Source organism: Streptomyces sp. NBC_00158 (genome assembly GCF_045160885.1).
GTDB lineage: Bacteria > Actinomycetota > Actinomycetes > Streptomycetales > Streptomycetaceae > Streptomyces.
In genome coordinates this window covers 2,421,728-2,439,331 of sequence record NZ_CP108161.1, presented here as the reverse complement: position 1 = coordinate 2,439,331, position 17,604 = coordinate 2,421,728, and the positions used below count along the sequence as shown (strand labels likewise).

The following is a 17,604-nucleotide window of genomic DNA, read 5'->3' as shown; positions in this document are numbered from 1 at the left end:
GGGCCGGGCGCCCTCGGCGTTCCCCGGCGCGCCCGGCCGAGCCGCCCGGCGGGCCGCCCGGCCCGGCCCCGGAGGTCCAAAGTCCGTTGCGGCCGCGCCCCGCGGCCGCCGACAGTGGACGGATGACCACCGAGACGCTGACCGTCCGCCCGGCCGGGCCCGGGGACGCCCGGGACATCTGCGCACTGCTCAACGCCGTCGACGTCATCGAGATCGGCAGACCCGAGACCGACCTCGGCACCGTCGAGGCCGACCTCAACCACCCCGACGTGGACCTCGCCGCCGACTCCTGGCTCGCCTTCCAGGACGGCGGGCTCGTCGCCTACGCCCTCGTCTGGGCCGACTCCGGCCCCGGCCGCGTCGACGGCGACCACTACGTCCTGCCCGGCCACGGCCGGGCCGCCCTGGCACTCCTGCACCGGATGGAGGAGCGCGCCCGCGAAATGGCCTCCGGCACCGGCCCGGACGCCCGGCTGCGCATCCAGCTCAACGTCCGGCCCACCCTCGACCTCACCCTCCTCACCGGCCGCGGCTACCGCAGCGTCCGCCGCTACCAGGTGATGACCCGCCGGCTCTCGCCCGCCGCCGACCTGCCGCCCGCCCCGCTCGGCGGCCTCGCCCTGCGCCACTGCGCCGAAGACGAGGCCGACCGCCGCCGCGCCCACGCCCTGGTGGAGGAGACCTTCGCCGCCCACTTCGGCCACGCGCACCGCCCGTACGAGTCCTGGCTCGACCACATCGACGGCCGCGGCCTCGACTGGTCGCTCGTGTGGCTCGCGAGCCTCCCGGCCGAGGGGGACGTCGCCGTGCTCGTCACCCGCGACGACCGCACCAGCATGGGCTGGGTCAGCCACCTCGGCGTACGCGAGGACCTGCGCGGGTACGGCTTCGGCTCCCACCTGCTGCGGCACGCCTTCGCCGCCTACGCCGCCCGCGGCCGCGACACCCTCGGCCTCGGCGTGGACACCCTCAACGAGACCGGTGCCCTCGCCCTGTACGAGGCGCACGGGATGGCCCTGCACTACGCCGTCGACACCTGGGAGCTCAAGTTGCACCCCCAGGGGTGACAGCCGGGGGACGCGAGGGTGCAAAAGGGCCAACCAGGAGTGCACGAGACCCGACATGGGGTGACATTGCCCCTAAGTGAGTCTTGGTATCTCTAGGAGGCAGTCCATGCGCGGAGCCACCCACGCCAAGTGGGCCGCATGTGCGGTGGCCGTCGCCCTCGCGGCGACGGCCTGCGGCGGCGGGAGCGACAGCGGCGGGGGCGGCGGCGCGGCCGGGATCGTCAGCTCCTCCTGGGGTGACCCGCAGAACCCGCTGGAGCCCGCCAACACCAACGAGGTGCAGGGCGGCAAGGTGCTCGACATGCTCTTCCGGGGCCTCAAGCGCTACGACGCGAAGACCGGCGAGGCCAAGAACATGGTCGCCGAGAAGATCGAGACCACCGACAGCCAGAACTTCACGATCACCCTGAAGGACGGCTGGAAGTTCAGCAACGACGAGCCGGTCACCGCCCAGTCCTTCGTCGACGCCTGGAACTACGCGGCGGACGTGCGCAACAAGCAGAACAACGCGCCCTTCTTCGCCGACATCGTGGGCTACGCCGACCTGCACCCCGCCGCCGGGGACCCCAAGACGAAGACCATGTCCGGACTGGTCGTCAAGGACCCCAAGACCTTCACCGTCGCCCTCAAGTCCAAGTTCTCCACCTGGCCCGAGACCCTCGGCTACCAGGCCTTCGCCCCGCTGCCCAAGGCCTTCTTCACCGACCACACCGCCTGGCTCGACAAGCCCGTCGGCAACGGCCCGTACACGGTGGACTCGTACACCAAGGGCACCGGCATGAAGCTGCGCAAGTGGGAGGGCTACCCCGGCGAGGACAAGGCGCAGAACGGCGGCGTCGACCTCAAGGTCTACACCGACAACAACACCGCCTACACGGACCTGATCTCCGGGAACCTCGACCTCGTCGACGACGTCCCCGCCCAGCAGCTGAAGAACGTCAAGAACGACCTCGGCGACCGCTACATCAACCAGCCGGCCCTCATCATCCAGACCCTCACCTTCCCCCTCTACGACGCCCAGTGGGGCAAGGAGGGCATGGAGAAGGTCCGCCGCGGCATCTCGATGGCCATCAACCGCGACGAGATCACCCAGCAGATCTTCCGCGAGACCCGCACCCCCGCCAAGGACTGGACCTCCCCGGCCCTCGGAGACAAGGGCGGCTTCAAGTCCACCCTCTGCGGCGACGCCTGCAAGTACGACCCCAAGGCGGCCAAGGCGCTCATCCAGGAGGGCGGCGGCCTGCCCGGCGGCAAGATGACCCTCACCTCGAACGTGGACACCGGCTCGCACCGCGACTGGATGGACGCCGTCTGCAACAGCGTCAACAACGCCCTCGGCGAAGGCCCGGTCTGCACGGTCAACCCCGTCGGCACCTTCGCGGACTTCCGCAACCAGCAGAGCGCCTACAAGCTCACCGGCCCCTTCCGCTCCGGCTGGCAGGCCGACTACCCGCTCATCCAGAACTTCCTCCAGCCGCTGTACTACACCGGAGCCTCCTCCAACTACGGCAAGTTCAGCAGCCCGGACTTCGACAAGCTCGTCGACCAGGCCAACCAGGAGACCGACGCCGCCAAGGCCACCGCCTCCTTCCAGGACGCCGAGAAGATCCTCGCCGAGCAGATGCCGGCCATCCCCCTCTGGTACCAGAACGGCAGCGCCGGCCACTCCGAGCGGATCTCCGACGTCGCCCTGAACCAGTTCAGCGTCCCGGTCTACAACGAGATCAAGGTCAGCTGACCCCTCCGACGGATCGATCCTGGAGCAGTCCATGGGACGTTACGTGATCCGGCGGCTGCTCCAGATGATCCCCGTGTTCATCGGCAGCACCTTCCTGATCTTCATCATGGTCTACGCGCTCGGCGACCCGGTCGCGGCCCTCTTCGGCGACAAGGCCCCCGACCCCGCCACGGCCGCCCGGATCCGCAAGGACCTCTACCTCGACCGCCCCCTGTGGGAGCAGTACGTCCACTACATGGGGCAGATCTTCAAGGGCGACTTCGGCACGGCCTTCAACGGCCAGAAGGTCACCGAGCTCATGGCCACGGCCTTCCCCGTGACCCTGCGCCTGACCATCGTCGCCATCGTCATCGAGATCCTCGTCGGCATCACCCTCGGCGTGGTCAGCGGACTGCGCCGGGGCAAGGCGATCGACACCACCCTCCTCGTCCTCACCCTCGTCGTCATCTCCGTGCCCACCTTCGTCACCGGCTACCTCCTCCAGTTCGTCTTCGGCGTCAAATGGGGCTGGGTACGCCCCACCGTCTCCCCGGACGCCCCGTTCAACGAGCTGATCCTCCCCGGCATCGTCCTCGCCCTGGTCTCCCTCGCCTACGTCACCCGGCTCTCGCGGACCTCCATCGCCGAGAACGTCAAGGCCGACTACGTACGCACCGCCGTGGCCAAGGGCCTGCCGCGCCGCAGGGTCATCACCCGCCACTTGCTGCGCAACTCCCTGATCCCGGTGGTCACCTTCATCGGAACCGACATCGGCGCCCTCATGGGCGGCGCCATCGTCACCGAGCGAATCTTCAACATCCACGGCGTCGGCTACCAGCTCTACCAGGGCATCCTGCGCAACAACTCGCCCACGGTGGTCGGCTTCGTCACCATCCTCGTCATCGTCTTCCTGGTGGCGAACCTGCTCGTCGACCTGCTCTACGCGGTCCTGGACCCGAGGATCCGTTATGCCTGAGCCCGAGCGCCCCGAAGGCCCCGGCGGCTACGACCCGGTCGGCCCCCGCCCCGGCGAGGCCATGTCGCCCACCGGCCAGGGCGGGGCCATGGACCTGGCCCTCCAGGAGGCCGAGAGCGTGGAAGGCGTCGCCGTAGCCAAGGAATCCGCAGCGGGCGGAGCCGCAGGCCCCCGGGAGAAGGCCCGCTCCCTGTGGTCCGACGCCTGGCACCAGCTGCGCCGCAACCCCGTCTTCATCGTCTCCGCCCTGCTCATCCTCTTCCTCGTCACCATCTCCATCTGGCCCCAGCTCATCGCGAGCGGCGACCCCCTCCAGTGCGACCTGTCCAAATCGCAGCAGGGCTCCGCCCCCGGACACCCCTTCGGGTACGACACCCAGGGCTGCGACGTCTACACCCGCACCGTCTACGGCGCCCGCGCCTCCATCACCGTCGGCGTCTGCGCCACCGTCGGCGCCGCCCTGCTGGGCTCCGTACTCGGCGGGCTCGCCGGGTTCTTCGGCGGCTGGGGCGACTCCCTGCTCTCCCGCGTCGCCGACATCTTCTTCGGGATCCCCGTCGTCCTCGGCGGCCTGGTCTTCCTGTCCGTGGTCACCAGCACCACCGTCTGGCCCGTCGTCGGCTTCATCGTGCTGCTCGGCTGGCCGCAGCTCGCCCGCATCGCCCGCGGCTCGGTGATCACCGCCAAGCAGAACGACTACGTCCAGGCCGCCCGCGCCCTCGGCGCCGGCAACGGGCGCATGCTGCTGCGCCACGTCGCCCCCAACGCCGTCGCCCCCGTCATCGTCGTCGCCACCATCGCCCTGGGCACCTACATCGCCCTCGAAGCCACCCTGTCCTTCCTCGGCGTGGGCCTGCGCCCGCCCACGGTCTCCTGGGGCATCGACATCTCCAACGCCGCCACCCAGATCCGCAACGCCCCGCACATGCTGCTCTGGCCGGCGGGCGCCCTGAGCCTGACCGTGCTCGCCTTCATCATGCTCGGCGACGCGGTCCGCGACGCCCTCGACCCCAAGCTGCGCTGAGGAGTGTGAGCCGCCAGATGCTGCTCGAAGTCCGGGACCTGCACGTCGAGTTCACCACCCGCGACGGGGTCGCCAAGGCCGTCAACGGGGTCGACTACTCGGTGGACGAGGGCGAGACCCTCGCCGTGCTCGGCGAGTCCGGCTCCGGCAAGTCCGTGACGGCCCAGGCCGTGATGGGGATCCTCGACGTCCCTCCGGGCCGGATCGCGGGCGGCGAGATCCTCTTCAAGGGCAAGGACCTCCTGAAGGCGAAGGAGGAGGAACGCCGGAAGATCCGCGGCGCCGAAATGGCGATGATCTTCCAGGACGCCCTGTCCTCCCTCAACCCCGTGCTCAGCGTCGGCGCCCAGCTCGGCGAGATGTTCGAGGTCCACCGGGGCATGTCGCGCAAGGACTCCCGGGCCAGGGCCGTGGAGCTGATGGACCGGGTGAAGATCCCCGCCGCGAAACAGCGCGTGGGGGACTACCCGCACCAGTTCTCCGGCGGCATGCGCCAGCGCATCATGATCGCGATGGCGCTGGCCCTGGAACCCTCCCTGATCATCGCCGACGAGCCCACCACCGCCCTCGACGTCACCGTCCAGGCCCAGGTCATGGACCTGCTCGCCGAGCTCCAGCGCGAACTCAACATGGGCCTCATCCTGATCACCCACGACCTCGGCGTCGTCGCCGACGTGGCCGACAAGATCGCCGTCATGTACGCGGGCCGGATCGTCGAGTCCGCGCCCGTGCGCGAGATCTACAAGTCGCCCGCCCACCCCTACACCCGGGGCCTGCTCGACTCGATCCCGCGCCTGGACCAGAAGGGCCAGGAGCTCTACGCCATCAAGGGCCTGCCGCCGAACCTGCTGGCCATCCCGCCCGGCTGCGCCTTCAACCCGCGCTGCCCGATGGCCCAGGCCGTCTGCCGCGCCGAGGTTCCGCCGCTCGCCGACGTCGCCCCGGACCGGGCCAGCGCCTGCTTCTTCTGGAAGGAGTGCATCGGTGCCTGAGCCCATCCTGGAGGTCCGCGACCTCGTCAAGCACTACCCGCTCACCCAGGGCATCCTCTTCAAGAAGCAGGTCGGCGCGGTCAAGGCCGTCGACGGCGTCTCCTTCTCCCTGGCGCCGGGGGAGACCCTCGGCATCGTCGGCGAGTCCGGCTGCGGGAAGTCCACCGTCGCCCGGATGCTGGTCAACCTCGAACGCCCCACCGCAGGCGCGATCTCGTACAAGGGCGAGGACATCACCAAGCTCTCGGGCCGCGCCCTGAAGGCCGTCCGCCGCAACATCCAGATGGTGTTCCAGGACCCGTACACCTCGCTCAACCCGCGCATGACGGTCGGCGACATCATCGGCGAACCGTACGAGATCCACCCCGAGGTGGCCCCGAAGGGCGACCGGCGCCGCAAGGTCCAGGAGCTCCTGGACGTGGTCGGCCTGAACCCGGAGTACATCAACCGGTACCCGCACCAGTTCTCCGGCGGCCAGCGCCAGCGCATCGGCATCGCCCGCGGCCTCGCGCTCCAGCCCGAGATCATCGTCGCGGACGAGCCCGTCTCCGCCCTCGACGTCTCCGTCCAGGCCCAGGTGGTCAACCTGCTGGAGCGCCTCCAGGCCGAGTTCGGCCTCTCGTACGTGTTCATCGCGCACGACCTGTCCATCGTCCGGCACATCTCCGACCGGGTCGGGGTCATGTACCTGGGCCGCGTCGTCGAGATCGGCACCGACACCCAGATCTACGACCACCCCACCCACCCCTACACCCAGGCCCTGCTCTCCGCCGTGCCGGTGCCCGACCCCGGAGCCCGCGACCACCGGGAGCGGATCATCCTCACCGGCGACGTGCCCTCCCCGGCCAACCCGCCGTCCGGCTGCCCCTTCCGCACCCGCTGCTGGAAGGCCGAATCCCGCTGTGCGACGGAGGTCCCCCTGCTGGCCGTCCCGCAGGCCCTCCCGCCGGGCCCGGCCGCCCACCCCTCGGCCTGCCACTTCGCGGCGGAGAAGCGGGTGGTCCCGCCCCCGGGCGAACTCCCGCCCCCACCGGCCCCCCTGGCGAAGGAGCGGTGACCGGCGCGCTCAGCCCGCCCCGACCGGGAGGGAGCCCACCAGCGCGGCCAGCCGCTCCGGCAGCGGCAGCAGCCTGACACCCTCCTGCTCGTCCGGGTCGGTCCGGGCCACCAGGCACACCATGTCCTCCGTGCCCGTGTTCACCGGCATGTGGGGCGTGTCCGCCGGGATGTACAGGTACTCGCCGGCGCGCAGGACGAGGTGCCGGGCGAAGTCCTCGCCGTGCCAGACCTCGACCTCGCCGGACTGGACGAAGATGGCCGACTCGTGTCCCTCGTGCAGGTGCGGCCGGCCCCGGGAGCCCGCCGGCATCACCAGCCGGTGCAGGCACAGGCCCTGCGCCCCGGCCGACTGGGCACTGATCCCCGCCCCGAAGGAACCGCCCTGCACGCCCTCGTAGCCGCCGCTGCGGACGACCGCGCACTCCTGTATTCCAAGATCGCTCATGGGGGCAGTACAACAGGCGCTCCCGCAGGTCCGAACGGTTTCGGACGGCCGGGTGAGCGATCATTTCCAGCCACCCCGCGTACGGGTGCCCGGTCGGGCAGGCTTTGACCCAACACGGTTAACACAGGGGCAACTTGACCGTTTCTGCCCCGAGATCTGGGGCATGCAGTCTGGGCCATGTGCGGCCGTGCGGGTGTCGACAGCCGGCCGGGAGGGCGTGGAGCCCTCCCGGCCGGCCTCCGTGTGCCCCCGGCCGTGCGCGGCATGCGCCCCTCGTGCTGCCGGAATTCGATCGATGCGCTGGTACGGATAGTTATGATCCGTAGCGCACGGTGGGTATGAATTCGCCGAGCAAGAGTACGCATACCGATGTCCGCTCGACGTGGAGGTGAAACGCCGTGGCACTCTCGATCTCGGCCGTGGTGCTGCTGGCGATCGTCGTCTTCCTTCTGGTCCGGAGGTCGGGTCTGAAGGCGGGGCACGCGTTCGTCTGCGTACTGCTCGGGTTCTACCTGGCGAGTTCCACGGTCGCGCCCACCCTCAGCCAGCTCACCTCCAACGTGGCGAGCATGATCAGTGGCCTCAAGTTGTAGGTGGTGCTCTTAGGGTGGGACCCATGAACGGTCTTCCCGCCCGTCGTCTGCTCCTCGTGCACGCGCACCCGGACGACGAGTCGATCAACAACGGCGTCACCATGGCCAAGTACGCGGCCGAGGGTGCCCACGTCGCGCTGGTGACCTGCACCCTCGGCGAGGAGGGCGAGGTCATCCCCGCCGAGCTGGCCCACCTGGCGCCGGACCGCGACGACGCCCTCGGCCCCTTCCGCGTCGGCGAGCTCGCCGCCGCCATGAAGGAACTCGGGGTCGCCGACCACCGCTTCCTCGGCGGCGCGGGCCGCTTCCGGGACTCCGGGATGATGGGCGCCCCGCAGAACGCCCGCCCGGGCTCCTTCTGGTCGGCCGACCTGGACGAGGCCGCCGGGTACCTCGTGGCAGTGATCCGGGAGCTGCGCCCGCAGGTCCTGGTCACCTACGACCCCGACGGCGGCTACGGCCACCCCGACCACATCCAGGCCCACCGGGTCGCCACGCGCGGCGCGGAACTGGCCGCCGACCCCGCGTTCCGCCCCGAGCTCGGCGCCCCGCACGCCATCGCGAAGCTCTACTGGAACCGCGTGCCGGCCTCGGTCGTCGACGAGGGCTTCGAGCGGCTGCGCGCGGCGGGCGCCGCCTTCCCGGGCATCGCGACCCCGGACGACGTGCCGGGCGTGGTCCCCGACGAGCGGATCACCGCCGAGATCGGCGACGAGGGCGGCGCGACCGCACTGGCGGCGGCGAAGGCGGCCGCCATGCGGGCGCACGTCACCCAGATCGCCGTGGACGGCCCGTTCTTCGCCCTCTCCAACGACCTGGGCCAGCCGCTGTTCGCCCGGGAGTACTACGAGTTGGCCGCGGGCCGCTCCGGCGCCCCGGCGGGCGAGCGCGAGCGGGACCTCTTCGCGGGGGTGGAGGCGTGACCACCGCGCTGACCCCGGGGCGGATCGCCGCCCTGCTCGGCCTTCTCGTCCTCGGCGCGCTCACCGGCGCGGCCGGCTGGCTCGTCGTCGACCTGTGGTTCCCCGCCGGGCTGCTGCTCGCGCTGCTGGCCCTCCTCGGGCTGTTCCTCGCGGGCCGGCTGACGGTCGGCGGGGGCCTCGGGGTGGGCGCCCCGGCGGCCGGCTGGTTCCTTTCCTACGTCCTCCTCAGCCTCCCCCGTCCCGAAGGGGACTTCCTGCTCGGTTCCTCCGGAATCGGCATGTACGCATACCTTTTGGGGGGAAGTGCGGCCGCTGTGATCTGCGCCACGATGCGCGGCCCCGTGGAGAGGCCGGATCAGGCCTCCAAGTCCCGCGGATGAAGGGCCGCTGAACTCCCGCATCCGCCGATCGGGGACGGGTTGCGGGGGTTTGACGGGCCCTCGCGCGGGGGCGCGCGGAAGCAGAAGAGGAACCTGGGATTCCTGGCCGACAGTTGTGCCCGGGCGGCGGCCAGTATGGTGGACGGGCCGCCGAGCTGCCCGCGCACGGAATGACGGGCGGCGGAGCCAACCGGGAGAACCTGCCTTGAGTCGTGAAACCGACAGTTCGTCCCCCGGGCCCCAAGGGCACGGTGGAGCCGCCTACCCCTCGGGTACGCCGCCGTATGGAACCGGCCAGTATCCGTCCGTGCCACCCGGTCCCGGCGCCGCGACCGTCCCGGAGGAGAACCCTGTGACCTCGAACCCGTCCACGCCCGACACCGACACCGACGGGCCGAAGACCGAGACCCACCTGACGACCCGGATCCGGATCAACATCCCCGGATCCCGGCCGATCCCGCCCGTGGTCGTGCGCAAGCCCGTCAAGGACGGTGCCCAGGACGCGTCCCCGGCCGCCGCCGGGCCCGCCGCCGCCCCGCGCACGCCCGAGCGGCGCCCCGCGCCCGCCCGGCCCGCCGCCTCGGCCCCCGCACTCCCCGCGGCCACGACGCCGGCTCCCGCGCCCGCCGCACCCGCGCCCGAGCCGGCCCCCGCGCAGAGCGACGCGCCGGCCGGCGGATGGTTCGCCCCGCGCAAGTCGGCGGCGCCCCCGCCCACCGCGACGCCCCCGGCCGGCGTGCCCGTCGGCGGCCCGGGCGGCCCCGGCATGCCCGCAGGCCAGGGCGGCCCCGGTGCGCCCGGCGGCCCCGGCGCCGGCTACGGCTCCGGCGTGCCCGGCACCGGGGCCGGCTTCGCGCCCCCGGCCGAGCCCGGACACCCGCAGCCCCCGGCCGCGCACGGCAACGGCGCCGGCTTCGCGCCGCCCCCCGTCGTCGGCGGCCCCGGAGTCGGCGCCCCCCAGGGCTACACGGGGTACGACAACGGGCCCGTCACCGAGCCCTTCCCCGCCTTCCCGGAGCCCGCCGGGCCGACGGGCGGACCCGCGCTGGGCACCGTACCCGTCGGTGCCGAGGCGCCCCCGAGCTGGCCCGGCCCCGAGGCCTTCGACACCCCGGCCCCCGCGCCGGTGCCCGCGCCCGGTCCGGCCGCCCCGCCGCCGGGCCCGAAGCCGCCGCGCCAGATGACGCCGCCGCCCGCCCCCGCGGGCAAGTCCGCCAAGGCCGGCAAGTCCGCCCCGGCCGGCAAGGCCGCCAAGAAGAAGGGCCGCTCCAAGCTGGTCCTGCTCGGCGGCGGCATCGTCGTCCTCGCAGGCGTGGCCTACGGAGCCGGGCTGCTGATGAACCACTCCGACGTCCCCAAGGGCACCACCGTCCTCGGCGTCGACATCAGCGGCAGCCGCGACGACGCCGTCGCCAAGCTCCAGGCCGCCTTCGGCAAGCGCGCCGCCGCCCCGCTGCAGCTCAGCATCGGCGGCAAGCAGGTCGAGCTGAAGCCCGAGAAGGCCGGCCTGACCCTCGACAGCCAGACCACCGTCCGCAACGCCACGGGCAGCGACTACAACCCCGTCAGCGTCATCGGCTCCCTCTTCGGGGTCGAGCGCACGGCCACCGCCGTCATGCCGGTCGACGAGGAGAAGCTGCGGGTCTCCCTCCAGGAGCTGGCCGGCGCCGCCGGCTCCTCCTCCGAGGGCACCATCAAGTTCGACACCGGCAAGGCCGTGGCCGTACCCGGCAAGGCCGGCGAGGGGCTCGACGTCGACGGCTCCGTCGACAAGGTCACCAAGGCCTTCCGAGAGCTCGTCGCCAACGGCAAGGCCGCCGCCGTCCAGCTCCCGGTCAGCAAGAAGGAGCCCACGGTCACGCAGACCGAACTGGACCGCGCCATGAAGGAGTTCGCGGAGCCCGCGATGTCCGGCGTCGCCACGGTCAAGGCGGGCACCAAGTCCATCCCCTTCGGCCCCAAGTCCCTGCCGAAGATCCTCAGCATGACGGCCGTCGACGGCCGCCTCGTCGAGAAGTACGACCTGGAGGCCCTCAAGGCCACCTACGGGAACGCCTTCGACGGGGTCCTGATCACCCGGGGCACCGGCGCCAAGACCCCCGTCACCCCGCAGGACGTCGCGGGCGCCCTCGGCAAGGCCCTCATCGGCAAGACCCCCGCCGAACGGACCGTCACGATCGACACCAACGCGAACTGACCGTCCCGCGACCGCGCCGCGAAGCCCCTCCCCGGCCCCGGAGAGGGGCTTCGCCGCATCCCCGGCACCCCCCGCCACCAGGACTGTCACCTCCACCGCATGACATCCGTCATGCGGGAGTCACGACCCGCGACACTGCCGCGCCCACCCCCGTACGGGCGAACCTCGGTACATGACGACGACGACCGCGGCACACCCCGCCGCCCCGGGCCCCGCAGGCGGATCCGGCGACACCGGCACCGTGGTGTCCTTCCAGAACGTGACCAAGAGCTACGGCAAGGTCCGGGCCGTCGACGGCCTCTCCCTCGAACTCCACCCGGGCGAGACCGTCGCGCTCCTCGGCCCCAACGGCGCCGGCAAGTCCTCCACCCTCGACCTCCTCCTCGGCCTGCGCCCCGCCGACTCCGGCACCGTCACCCTCTTCGGCACCACCCCCCGCGAGGCCATCGCCTCCGGCCGGGTCGGCGCCATGCTGCAGAGCGGCGGCCTGATGGAGGACGTGACCGTACGCGAGCTCGTCGCCCTCGGCTGCGCCCTCCACCCGCGCCCGCACCCCGTCGACGAGGTCCTCAGCCGGGCCGGGATCGAGGAGATCGCCGGCCGGCTCGTCAACAAGCTCTCCGGCGGCCAGGAGCAGCGCGTGCGCTTCGCCCTCGCCACCGCCGGTCACAACGACCTGATCGTCCTCGACGAGCCGACCACGGGCATGGACGTCACCTCCCGCCAGGCCTTCTGGGCCACCATGCGGGAGCAGGCCGCCCAGGGCCGCACGGTCCTGTTCGCCACCCACTACCTGGAGGAGGCGGACGCGATCGCCGACCGCGTCCTCGTCCTCAACAAGGGCCGGCTCCTCGCCGACGGCACCGCCGCCGAGATCAAGGCCAAGGCAGGCGCCCGCAAGGTCGCCTTCGACCTCGACGGCCCCGTCGACGAGCAGGCGCTGCGCGCCCTGCCCGGCCTGACCGCCTTCGACCTCACCGGCCGCTCCGTACGCCTCCAGTCGCGCGACGCCGACGCCACCGTGAGCGCCGTGTACGGACTCGGGCTCCACCCCCGCAACCTGGAGGTCGCGGGCCTCGGCCTGGAGCAGGCCTTCATCGCCCTCACCGAGGCCGAGGAGGCCACCCGATGATGAACACGGTCAACGCCGGCACCCTGCGGCTGGTCAAGCTGGAGATCTCCCGCGCCCTGCGCAACAAGAAGTACCTGTTCTTCACCGTCATGTACCCGGCCGCGCTCTTCCTGATGCTCGGCGGCACCCTGGACGGCACGACCAAGGTCATGGGCACCGAACTGACCATGCCCGCCTTCTACATGGTCGCCATGGCCTCCTTCGGCGCCCTGACCGCCGTGCTGATGGGCAACAGCGAGCGGATCGCCAAGGAGCGCGAGAAGGGCTGGGTGCGCCAGCTGCGGCTGACCGCCCTGCCCGGACACGGCTACGTCCTCGCCAAGACCGCCAGCGCCGGCGTCCTGTCCCTGCCCTCCATCCTGGTCGTCTTCGCCGTCGCCGCCGCGGCCAAGGGCGTACGGTTCGACGCCTGGCAGTGGTTCGCCCTCACCGGCGCGATCTGGGCCGGCAGCCTCGTCTTCGCGGCGCTCGGCGTGGCCATCGGCTACCTCGCCAGCGGGGACAACGTCCGCCCCATCACCATGCTGTTCTACTTCGGCCTGTCCATCCTCGGCGGGCTGTGGATGCCCACCGCGAACTTCCCCCAGTGGCTCCGGAACATCTGCGAGTGGCTGCCCACCCACGCCTACGCCGGCCTCGGCCAGGCCATCGAGCTCGGGGGCGCGCCGCACGCGAAGGACGTGGCGATCCTCGCCGCGTACTTCGTACTGTTCACCGGTGCGGCCGCCTGGCTGTACCGCAAGGACTCACTGAAGGCCTGAGACAGTGGCGCTGACGCAGGAAGCCGACGGTCTGCACCGCATCGGCCGGGGACCGGAGAGCACCACCCACAAGGTGGTCAAGAGCCTGTGGATCGGCATCTGGCTCTTCTACCTCAGCGCCCCCGTCACCGACCTGGTCAGCGGCGGGCACAGCACCGGCGCCCGGCTGCTCGGCGGCCTGGGCCTGCTGGCCTTCACCTGCTGGTACCTGGTGCTGGTCTTCCGCACCGTCAGGATGATGCCGGTGCCGCGGGTGCTGGTCTCCCTGGCGGTGCTGGCCGCGCAGGCCACCGTGCTCTCGCTGACCCTGGGCCGCGAGTGGCTGGTGCTCTTCGTGTACGTGTCCATCTCCTCCGGCGCCGCCCTGCCGGGTGAGGTGTCCCGCTGGACCGTCCCGGGCGCGACCGCGCTGCTGACGGCCGTGGCCTTCGCGGTCCCGGGCGGTACCGAGTACCTGGCCGGGCTGCTGATCCCCGCGTTGATGGGCGGCTTCGCGATGGTCGGGGTCCGGGCGATGATCCGGACCACGATTGAGCTGCGCCAGGCGCGGGCCACTGTGGCCGAGCTCGCGGCCAACGAGGAGCGCCTGCGGATGGCCCGCGACCTGCACGACCTGCTGGGCCACTCGCTGTCGCTGATCACCCTCAAGAGCGAGCTGGCGGGCCGGATGCTGCCCGAGCACCCCGAGCGGGCCGCCCAGCAGGTGGCCGACATCGAACGGGTCAGCCGGCAGGCGCTGGTGGACGTACGGGAGGCCGTCAGCGGCTACCGGCGGCCGACGCTGCCCGGCGAACTCGCGGGCGCGCGCACGGCGCTGGCCGCGGCGGGCGTGGCCGGCGACCTGCCGGCCGAGTTCGAGGACGACGCGCTCCCGGAAGAGAGGGAATCCGCGCTGGCGTGGTCGCTGCGCGAGGCCGTGACGAACGTGGTCCGGCACAGCGGGGCCCGGCGCTGCACGGTCACCCTGGCCACCCGCCAGACCCTCGCGGGCCCGGTCGTCGAACTGTCCGTGACCGACGACGGCGCCGGGGGCGCCGCCGTCCCCGGCAACGGCCTGACCGGCCTGACGGAGCGTCTGGAGGCGGTCGGCGGCAGCCTGTCGGCCGGACCTGCGGGCAAGACCGGCTTCCGCCTGGTGGCGCGGGTTCCCCTAGGATCCGGGTCATGAGCGAAGTTGGCGCCGCCCCCATCCGGATCCTCCTCGCCGAGGACCAGTCGATGGTCCGGGAGGCCCTGGCGGCCCTCCTCGGCCTGGAGCCGGACATCGAGGTCCTGGCCCAGGTCGCCCGCGGCGACGAGGTGCTCGCGGCGGCCCGCTCCCACGACGTGAACGTGGCCCTCCTCGACATCGAGATGCCGGGCATGACGGGCATCGAGGCGGCCGCGCAGCTGCGGGCCGCCCTGCCCGCCCTCAAGATCGTCGTCCTGACCACCTTCGGCCGCCCCGGCTACCTCCGCGGCGCGATGGAGGCGGGCGCCTCGGCCTTCCTGGTCAAGGACGCCCCGGCCGCCCAGCTCGCCGACGCGGTCCGCAAGGTCCTGGCGGGGGAGCGGGTCATCGACCCCACCCTCGCGGCGGCGGCCCTGGCGGAGGGCGCGAACCCCCTCACGGACCGCGAACGCGAGGTCCTGCGGGCGGCGGAGTTCGGCGCGACCAACGCCGAACTGGCGGCGCGCCTCTGCCTCTCCCAGGGCACGGTCCGCAACTACCTCTCGACGGCCATCCAGAAACTCGCGTCCCGCAACCGAGCCGAAGCGGTCCGCGTGGCCCGCGAAAAGGGCTGGCTGTAGCCGGTGCCGGTGGCGTTGCCGCTGCGCGGGGCGAGGTCCCCTACCCGCCCTTCGCCCGTTCCCAGGGGCTCCGCCCCTGACCCCGGTACCGGACGCTCCGCGCCCGGTGCGCTCAAACGCCGCGCGGGCTGGAAGTTGCCGCGCAGCGGCAAATCCAGCCCCGCCTGGGGGCACCTCCCAGCGGTAGCTGGGGGAGTTTGAGGCGCGGGGGTCCGGGGCGCAGCCCCGGGGAACGGGCGAAGGGCGGGGCGGGGGCCTCGGCACCGCGCAGCGGCCCTCCGGGGACCCGGCGGCTAGTTCAGGAGGGCGCGAGCAGCGACGGCCTCGCCGCGGATGCGCGCCGCCTCGTCCTTGTCCACCGCGTCCATGACCTCCGCGTAGCCCTCCAGTTCGGCCGCGCCCTCCCGGAAGGCACCCCGTTCCACCAGGAGCCGCGCCCGCTCGTACCGCAGGGCCGCCGGGTGGGAGGGCAGCAGCAGGGCCAGGTCCAGGGACCACAGGGCGACCGCCGAGTGCTCCGGCCGGGCGGAGGCCCAGACGCGGATGTTGTTCAGGATCCGCAGCACGATGTCCAGGGTGCGCGCCGGTGTCTTGGGGGCGGCCGCCAGCTCCGCCGGGCCCGCGCCCAGCGAGGCGCCGCCCGCGAAGGGGTCCACCACCACCGAGTCCTCCGGGTCCCCGAAGCCCACCACGAAGTGCCCCGGCAGCGCCAGCCCGTACACCGGCGCACCGGCCCGCCGGGCCACCTCCAGCCACACCACCGAGAGGAGGATCGGCAGGCCCCGCCGGCGCAGCAGCACCTCGTGCAGCAGGGAGGACGACAGCCGGTCGTAGTCCTTGGGGGTGCCGTGGAAGCCGAGCCGGCCGCCCAGCAGCTCCGTCACCGCCGTCGCCCACGACCTCGCGTCCCGCAGCCCGTACGGCAGCATCCCCGCGAGCCGGTCCAGCTCGATCTCGGCCCGGTCCATGGCCCGTTCGTCCAGCTCCGGATCCGCCTCCGCGGCCAGCAGCAGGCACAGCCGGGCCAGGTCGGGCCGCTCCGCGCGGGCCTCCGCCGCGAACAGCTCGCGCGTGTTCACCGCACCGCCCGGAAGTGGTGGTAGGAGTGGTGCGTGGCGAAGCCCATCCCGTCGTACAGGGCCCGCGCCGCCGGGTTGTCCGTCTCCACCTGGAGCCACGCCGCCGACGCGCCCTCCTCCAGCGCCCGCCGGGCCAGCGCCGTCATCACCGCCGTCGCCAGCCCCCGCCGCCGGTCCTCCGGGGCGACGGTCACGGCCGCGAACCCGGCCCAGCGGCCGTCGACCACGCAGCGCCCGATCGCCCGGCCGTCGTCCAGGGAGGCGAACCACACCGACGGGCCCGCCACCAGCATCCGCCGGGCGAGCTCCGGTTCCCGGACCCTGCCGTAGCGGGCGAGCCACCGCTCGTCCGGTTCGCGGGTCAGGCGTACCGCCGCCGCGTCCGCGTCCAGGTCGCCCACCGGGGCCAGGCCCCCGACGCGGACCTCCGCCGAGACCTCGTTGGCCCAGCCGCGCCGCTCCAGCTCGGCGCAGAGCAGCTCCTGCGTCCCGGCGGCGCCGGTCGCGGCCTGCACGTACGCCGGAAGGTCGCGCTCCGCGTACCAGGAGGTCACCCGCGCGAGTGCTTCGTCCAGGGGTATGCCGGGGTCGCCGAGCGGGAGCACGGAGTTGGCGCGCCGGGTGAACCCGGCGGCGGCCCGCAGCGTCCACTCGCCGAGCGGCTCGCTCTCCAGCGGCGGCCAGGCCCGCGCCGTGACCCGCGCCAGCTCCTCGAAGGAGGTCGCGGGACCCCTGCGCCGGGCCGGCGCGGGGGGCACGATCTTGCCCGCCACCAGCGACGATTCCGGGATGTGGACGGACACGCCGTCCTTGCGTGTGATCGTCAGCACACCCCCGGTCCAGGATGTGAGAACCCCGACCGCGTCCGCGAACGCCGGAGCACCGCTCCCGCCGTCCTCCACCCGTCGTACAGAGACTCGTTTACCCACGTCAGCCGGGGTAATACGGATCTCCAGCAGCCCACCGGCAGTGATTTCCACAGCTCTGTCCGCCCCTCCTGTTCGGATCGTGCCCGGGAACGGAGATACTAGGTGCGGGCATCGACGACGCCGCGCTCCCGCGCGAATGGACAGCCCTACCGAGGAGGAACGAGAGCGTGACCTACGTCATCGCGGAGCCTTGTGTCGACGTCAAGGACAAGGCCTGTATCGAAGAGTGCCCCGTCGACTGCATCTACGAGGGCCAGCGGTCCTTGTACATCCACCCGGACGAGTGCGTCGACTGCGGCGCCTGTGAGCCGGTCTGCCCCGTCGAGGCCATCTTCTACGAGGACGACACTCCGGAGGAGTGGAAGGACTACTACAAGGCGAACGTCGAGTTCTTCGACGAGCTCGGTTCGCCCGGTGGTGCCTCCAAGCTCGGCCTGATCGAGCGCGACCACCCCTTCGTCGCCGCGCTGCCCGCCGACATCAACGCCGGCGAGCACTGACCGTTCCACGGCAGACGCGCTTCTCGGTCCCGTACGGCA

Annotated in this window: 18 protein-coding genes; 15 read left to right on the top strand and 3 right to left on the bottom strand. The window is 72.4% G+C overall.

Annotation, left to right across the window (positions count from 1 at the left end; all coding sequences use genetic code 11):
• The first annotated feature begins 122 nt into the window (after positions 1-122).
• The 6 genes from OG553_RS10830 (at position 123) to OG553_RS10805 (ending at position 6,833) form a co-directional block, all read left to right on the top strand.
• Complete coding sequence (locus tag OG553_RS10830; RefSeq protein WP_405978764.1) at positions 123-1,067, top strand: GNAT family N-acetyltransferase; 945 nt, start codon at positions 123-125, stop codon at positions 1,065-1,067.
• A gap of 106 nt (positions 1,068-1,173) precedes the next feature.
• Positions 1,174-2,805 carry an ABC transporter substrate-binding protein gene (locus OG553_RS10825; protein ID WP_405978763.1) on the top strand — a complete coding sequence of 544 codons (1,632 nt, stop codon included), beginning with the start codon at positions 1,174-1,176 and terminating at the stop codon, positions 2,803-2,805.
• Positions 2,806-2,836: 31 nt separating this feature from the next.
• On the top strand, positions 2,837-3,760 hold the full coding sequence (locus OG553_RS10820) for an ABC transporter permease (RefSeq protein ID WP_405978762.1): 924 nt from the start codon (positions 2,837-2,839) through the stop codon (positions 3,758-3,760).
• Positions 3,753-4,784 (top strand): ABC transporter permease, encoded by a 1,032-nt coding sequence (locus OG553_RS10815; RefSeq protein ID WP_405978761.1) that lies wholly within the window; start codon positions 3,753-3,755, stop codon positions 4,782-4,784. Before OG553_RS10820 ends, OG553_RS10815 begins: the two co-directional genes overlap by 8 nt.
• A gap of 17 nt (positions 4,785-4,801) precedes the next feature.
• A complete protein-coding gene (locus OG553_RS10810) occupies positions 4,802-5,776 on the top strand; it encodes an ABC transporter ATP-binding protein (RefSeq protein WP_405983012.1) in 975 nt (324 codons plus the stop codon).
• Positions 5,769-6,833 (top strand): ABC transporter ATP-binding protein, encoded by a 1,065-nt coding sequence (locus tag OG553_RS10805; protein WP_405978760.1) that lies wholly within the window; start codon positions 5,769-5,771, stop codon positions 6,831-6,833. The genes OG553_RS10810 and OG553_RS10805 overlap by 8 nt, the downstream gene beginning before the upstream one ends.
• A 9-nt stretch (positions 6,834-6,842) precedes the next feature.
• On the opposite strand, the gene OG553_RS10800 is transcribed toward OG553_RS10805, so the two are convergent.
• Positions 6,843-7,280, bottom strand: coding sequence for a cupin domain-containing protein (locus OG553_RS10800; protein ID WP_405978759.1), 438 nt, complete (start codon positions 7,278-7,280; stop codon positions 6,843-6,845).
• A 398-nt stretch (positions 7,281-7,678) separates the two neighbouring features.
• On the opposite strand from OG553_RS10800, the gene OG553_RS10795 reads away from it, so the two are divergent.
• The 8 genes from OG553_RS10795 to OG553_RS10760 all read left to right on the top strand — a co-directional run bounded on the left by OG553_RS10795 (position 7,679) and on the right by OG553_RS10760 (position 15,057).
• Positions 7,679-7,873 (top strand): hypothetical protein, encoded by a 195-nt coding sequence (locus OG553_RS10795; protein ID WP_045952243.1) that lies wholly within the window; start codon positions 7,679-7,681, stop codon positions 7,871-7,873.
• Between the two features lie 23 nt (positions 7,874-7,896).
• Complete coding sequence (mshB, locus tag OG553_RS10790; RefSeq protein WP_405978758.1) at positions 7,897-8,796, top strand: N-acetyl-1-D-myo-inositol-2-amino-2-deoxy-alpha-D-glucopyranoside deacetylase; 900 nt, start codon at positions 7,897-7,899, stop codon at positions 8,794-8,796.
• Positions 8,793-9,176, top strand: coding sequence for a DUF6113 family protein (locus OG553_RS10785; protein ID WP_405978757.1), 384 nt, complete (start codon positions 8,793-8,795; stop codon positions 9,174-9,176). The genes mshB and OG553_RS10785 overlap by 4 nt, the downstream gene beginning before the upstream one ends.
• 352 nt (positions 9,177-9,528) lie before the next feature.
• Positions 9,529-11,373, top strand: a complete 1,845-nt coding sequence (locus tag OG553_RS10780) for a hypothetical protein (protein WP_405978756.1) — start codon at positions 9,529-9,531, stop codon at positions 11,371-11,373.
• A 172-nt stretch (positions 11,374-11,545) separates the two neighbouring features.
• Positions 11,546-12,505 (top strand): ABC transporter ATP-binding protein, encoded by a 960-nt coding sequence (locus OG553_RS10775; protein ID WP_405978755.1) that lies wholly within the window; start codon positions 11,546-11,548, stop codon positions 12,503-12,505.
• Entirely contained in the window at positions 12,502-13,266 is a 765-nt protein-coding gene (locus OG553_RS10770; RefSeq protein ID WP_405978754.1) for an ABC transporter permease, read from the top strand. Before OG553_RS10775 ends, OG553_RS10770 begins: the two co-directional genes overlap by 4 nt.
• Positions 13,267-13,270: 4 nt before the next feature.
• Positions 13,271-14,434 carry a sensor histidine kinase gene (locus OG553_RS10765; protein ID WP_405978753.1) on the top strand — a complete coding sequence of 388 codons (1,164 nt, stop codon included), beginning with the start codon at positions 13,271-13,273 and terminating at the stop codon, positions 14,432-14,434.
• On the top strand, positions 14,431-15,057 hold the full coding sequence (locus OG553_RS10760) for a response regulator transcription factor (protein WP_405978752.1): 627 nt from the start codon (positions 14,431-14,433) through the stop codon (positions 15,055-15,057). Before OG553_RS10765 ends, OG553_RS10760 begins: the two co-directional genes overlap by 4 nt.
• A gap of 293 nt (positions 15,058-15,350) precedes the next feature.
• On the opposite strand, the gene OG553_RS10755 is transcribed toward OG553_RS10760, so the two are convergent.
• Together OG553_RS10755 and OG553_RS10750 are read right to left on the bottom strand one after the other, a co-directional pair.
• The gene (locus OG553_RS10755; RefSeq protein WP_405978751.1) at positions 15,351-16,136 is read right to left on the bottom strand and encodes a transglutaminase-like domain-containing protein; all 786 of its coding nucleotides are present in this window, start codon (positions 16,134-16,136) and stop codon (positions 15,351-15,353) included.
• Complete coding sequence (locus OG553_RS10750; protein WP_405978750.1) at positions 16,133-17,116, bottom strand: GNAT family N-acetyltransferase; 984 nt, start codon at positions 17,114-17,116, stop codon at positions 16,133-16,135. Before OG553_RS10750 ends, OG553_RS10755 begins: the two co-directional genes overlap by 4 nt.
• A 116-nt stretch (positions 17,117-17,232) precedes the next feature.
• Here OG553_RS10750 and fdxA point away from each other — a divergent pair, with 116 nt between their 5' ends.
• Positions 17,233-17,565 (top strand): ferredoxin, encoded by a 333-nt coding sequence (gene fdxA, locus OG553_RS10745; RefSeq protein WP_007266339.1) that lies wholly within the window; start codon positions 17,233-17,235, stop codon positions 17,563-17,565.
• Positions 17,566-17,604 lie beyond the last annotated feature (39 nt).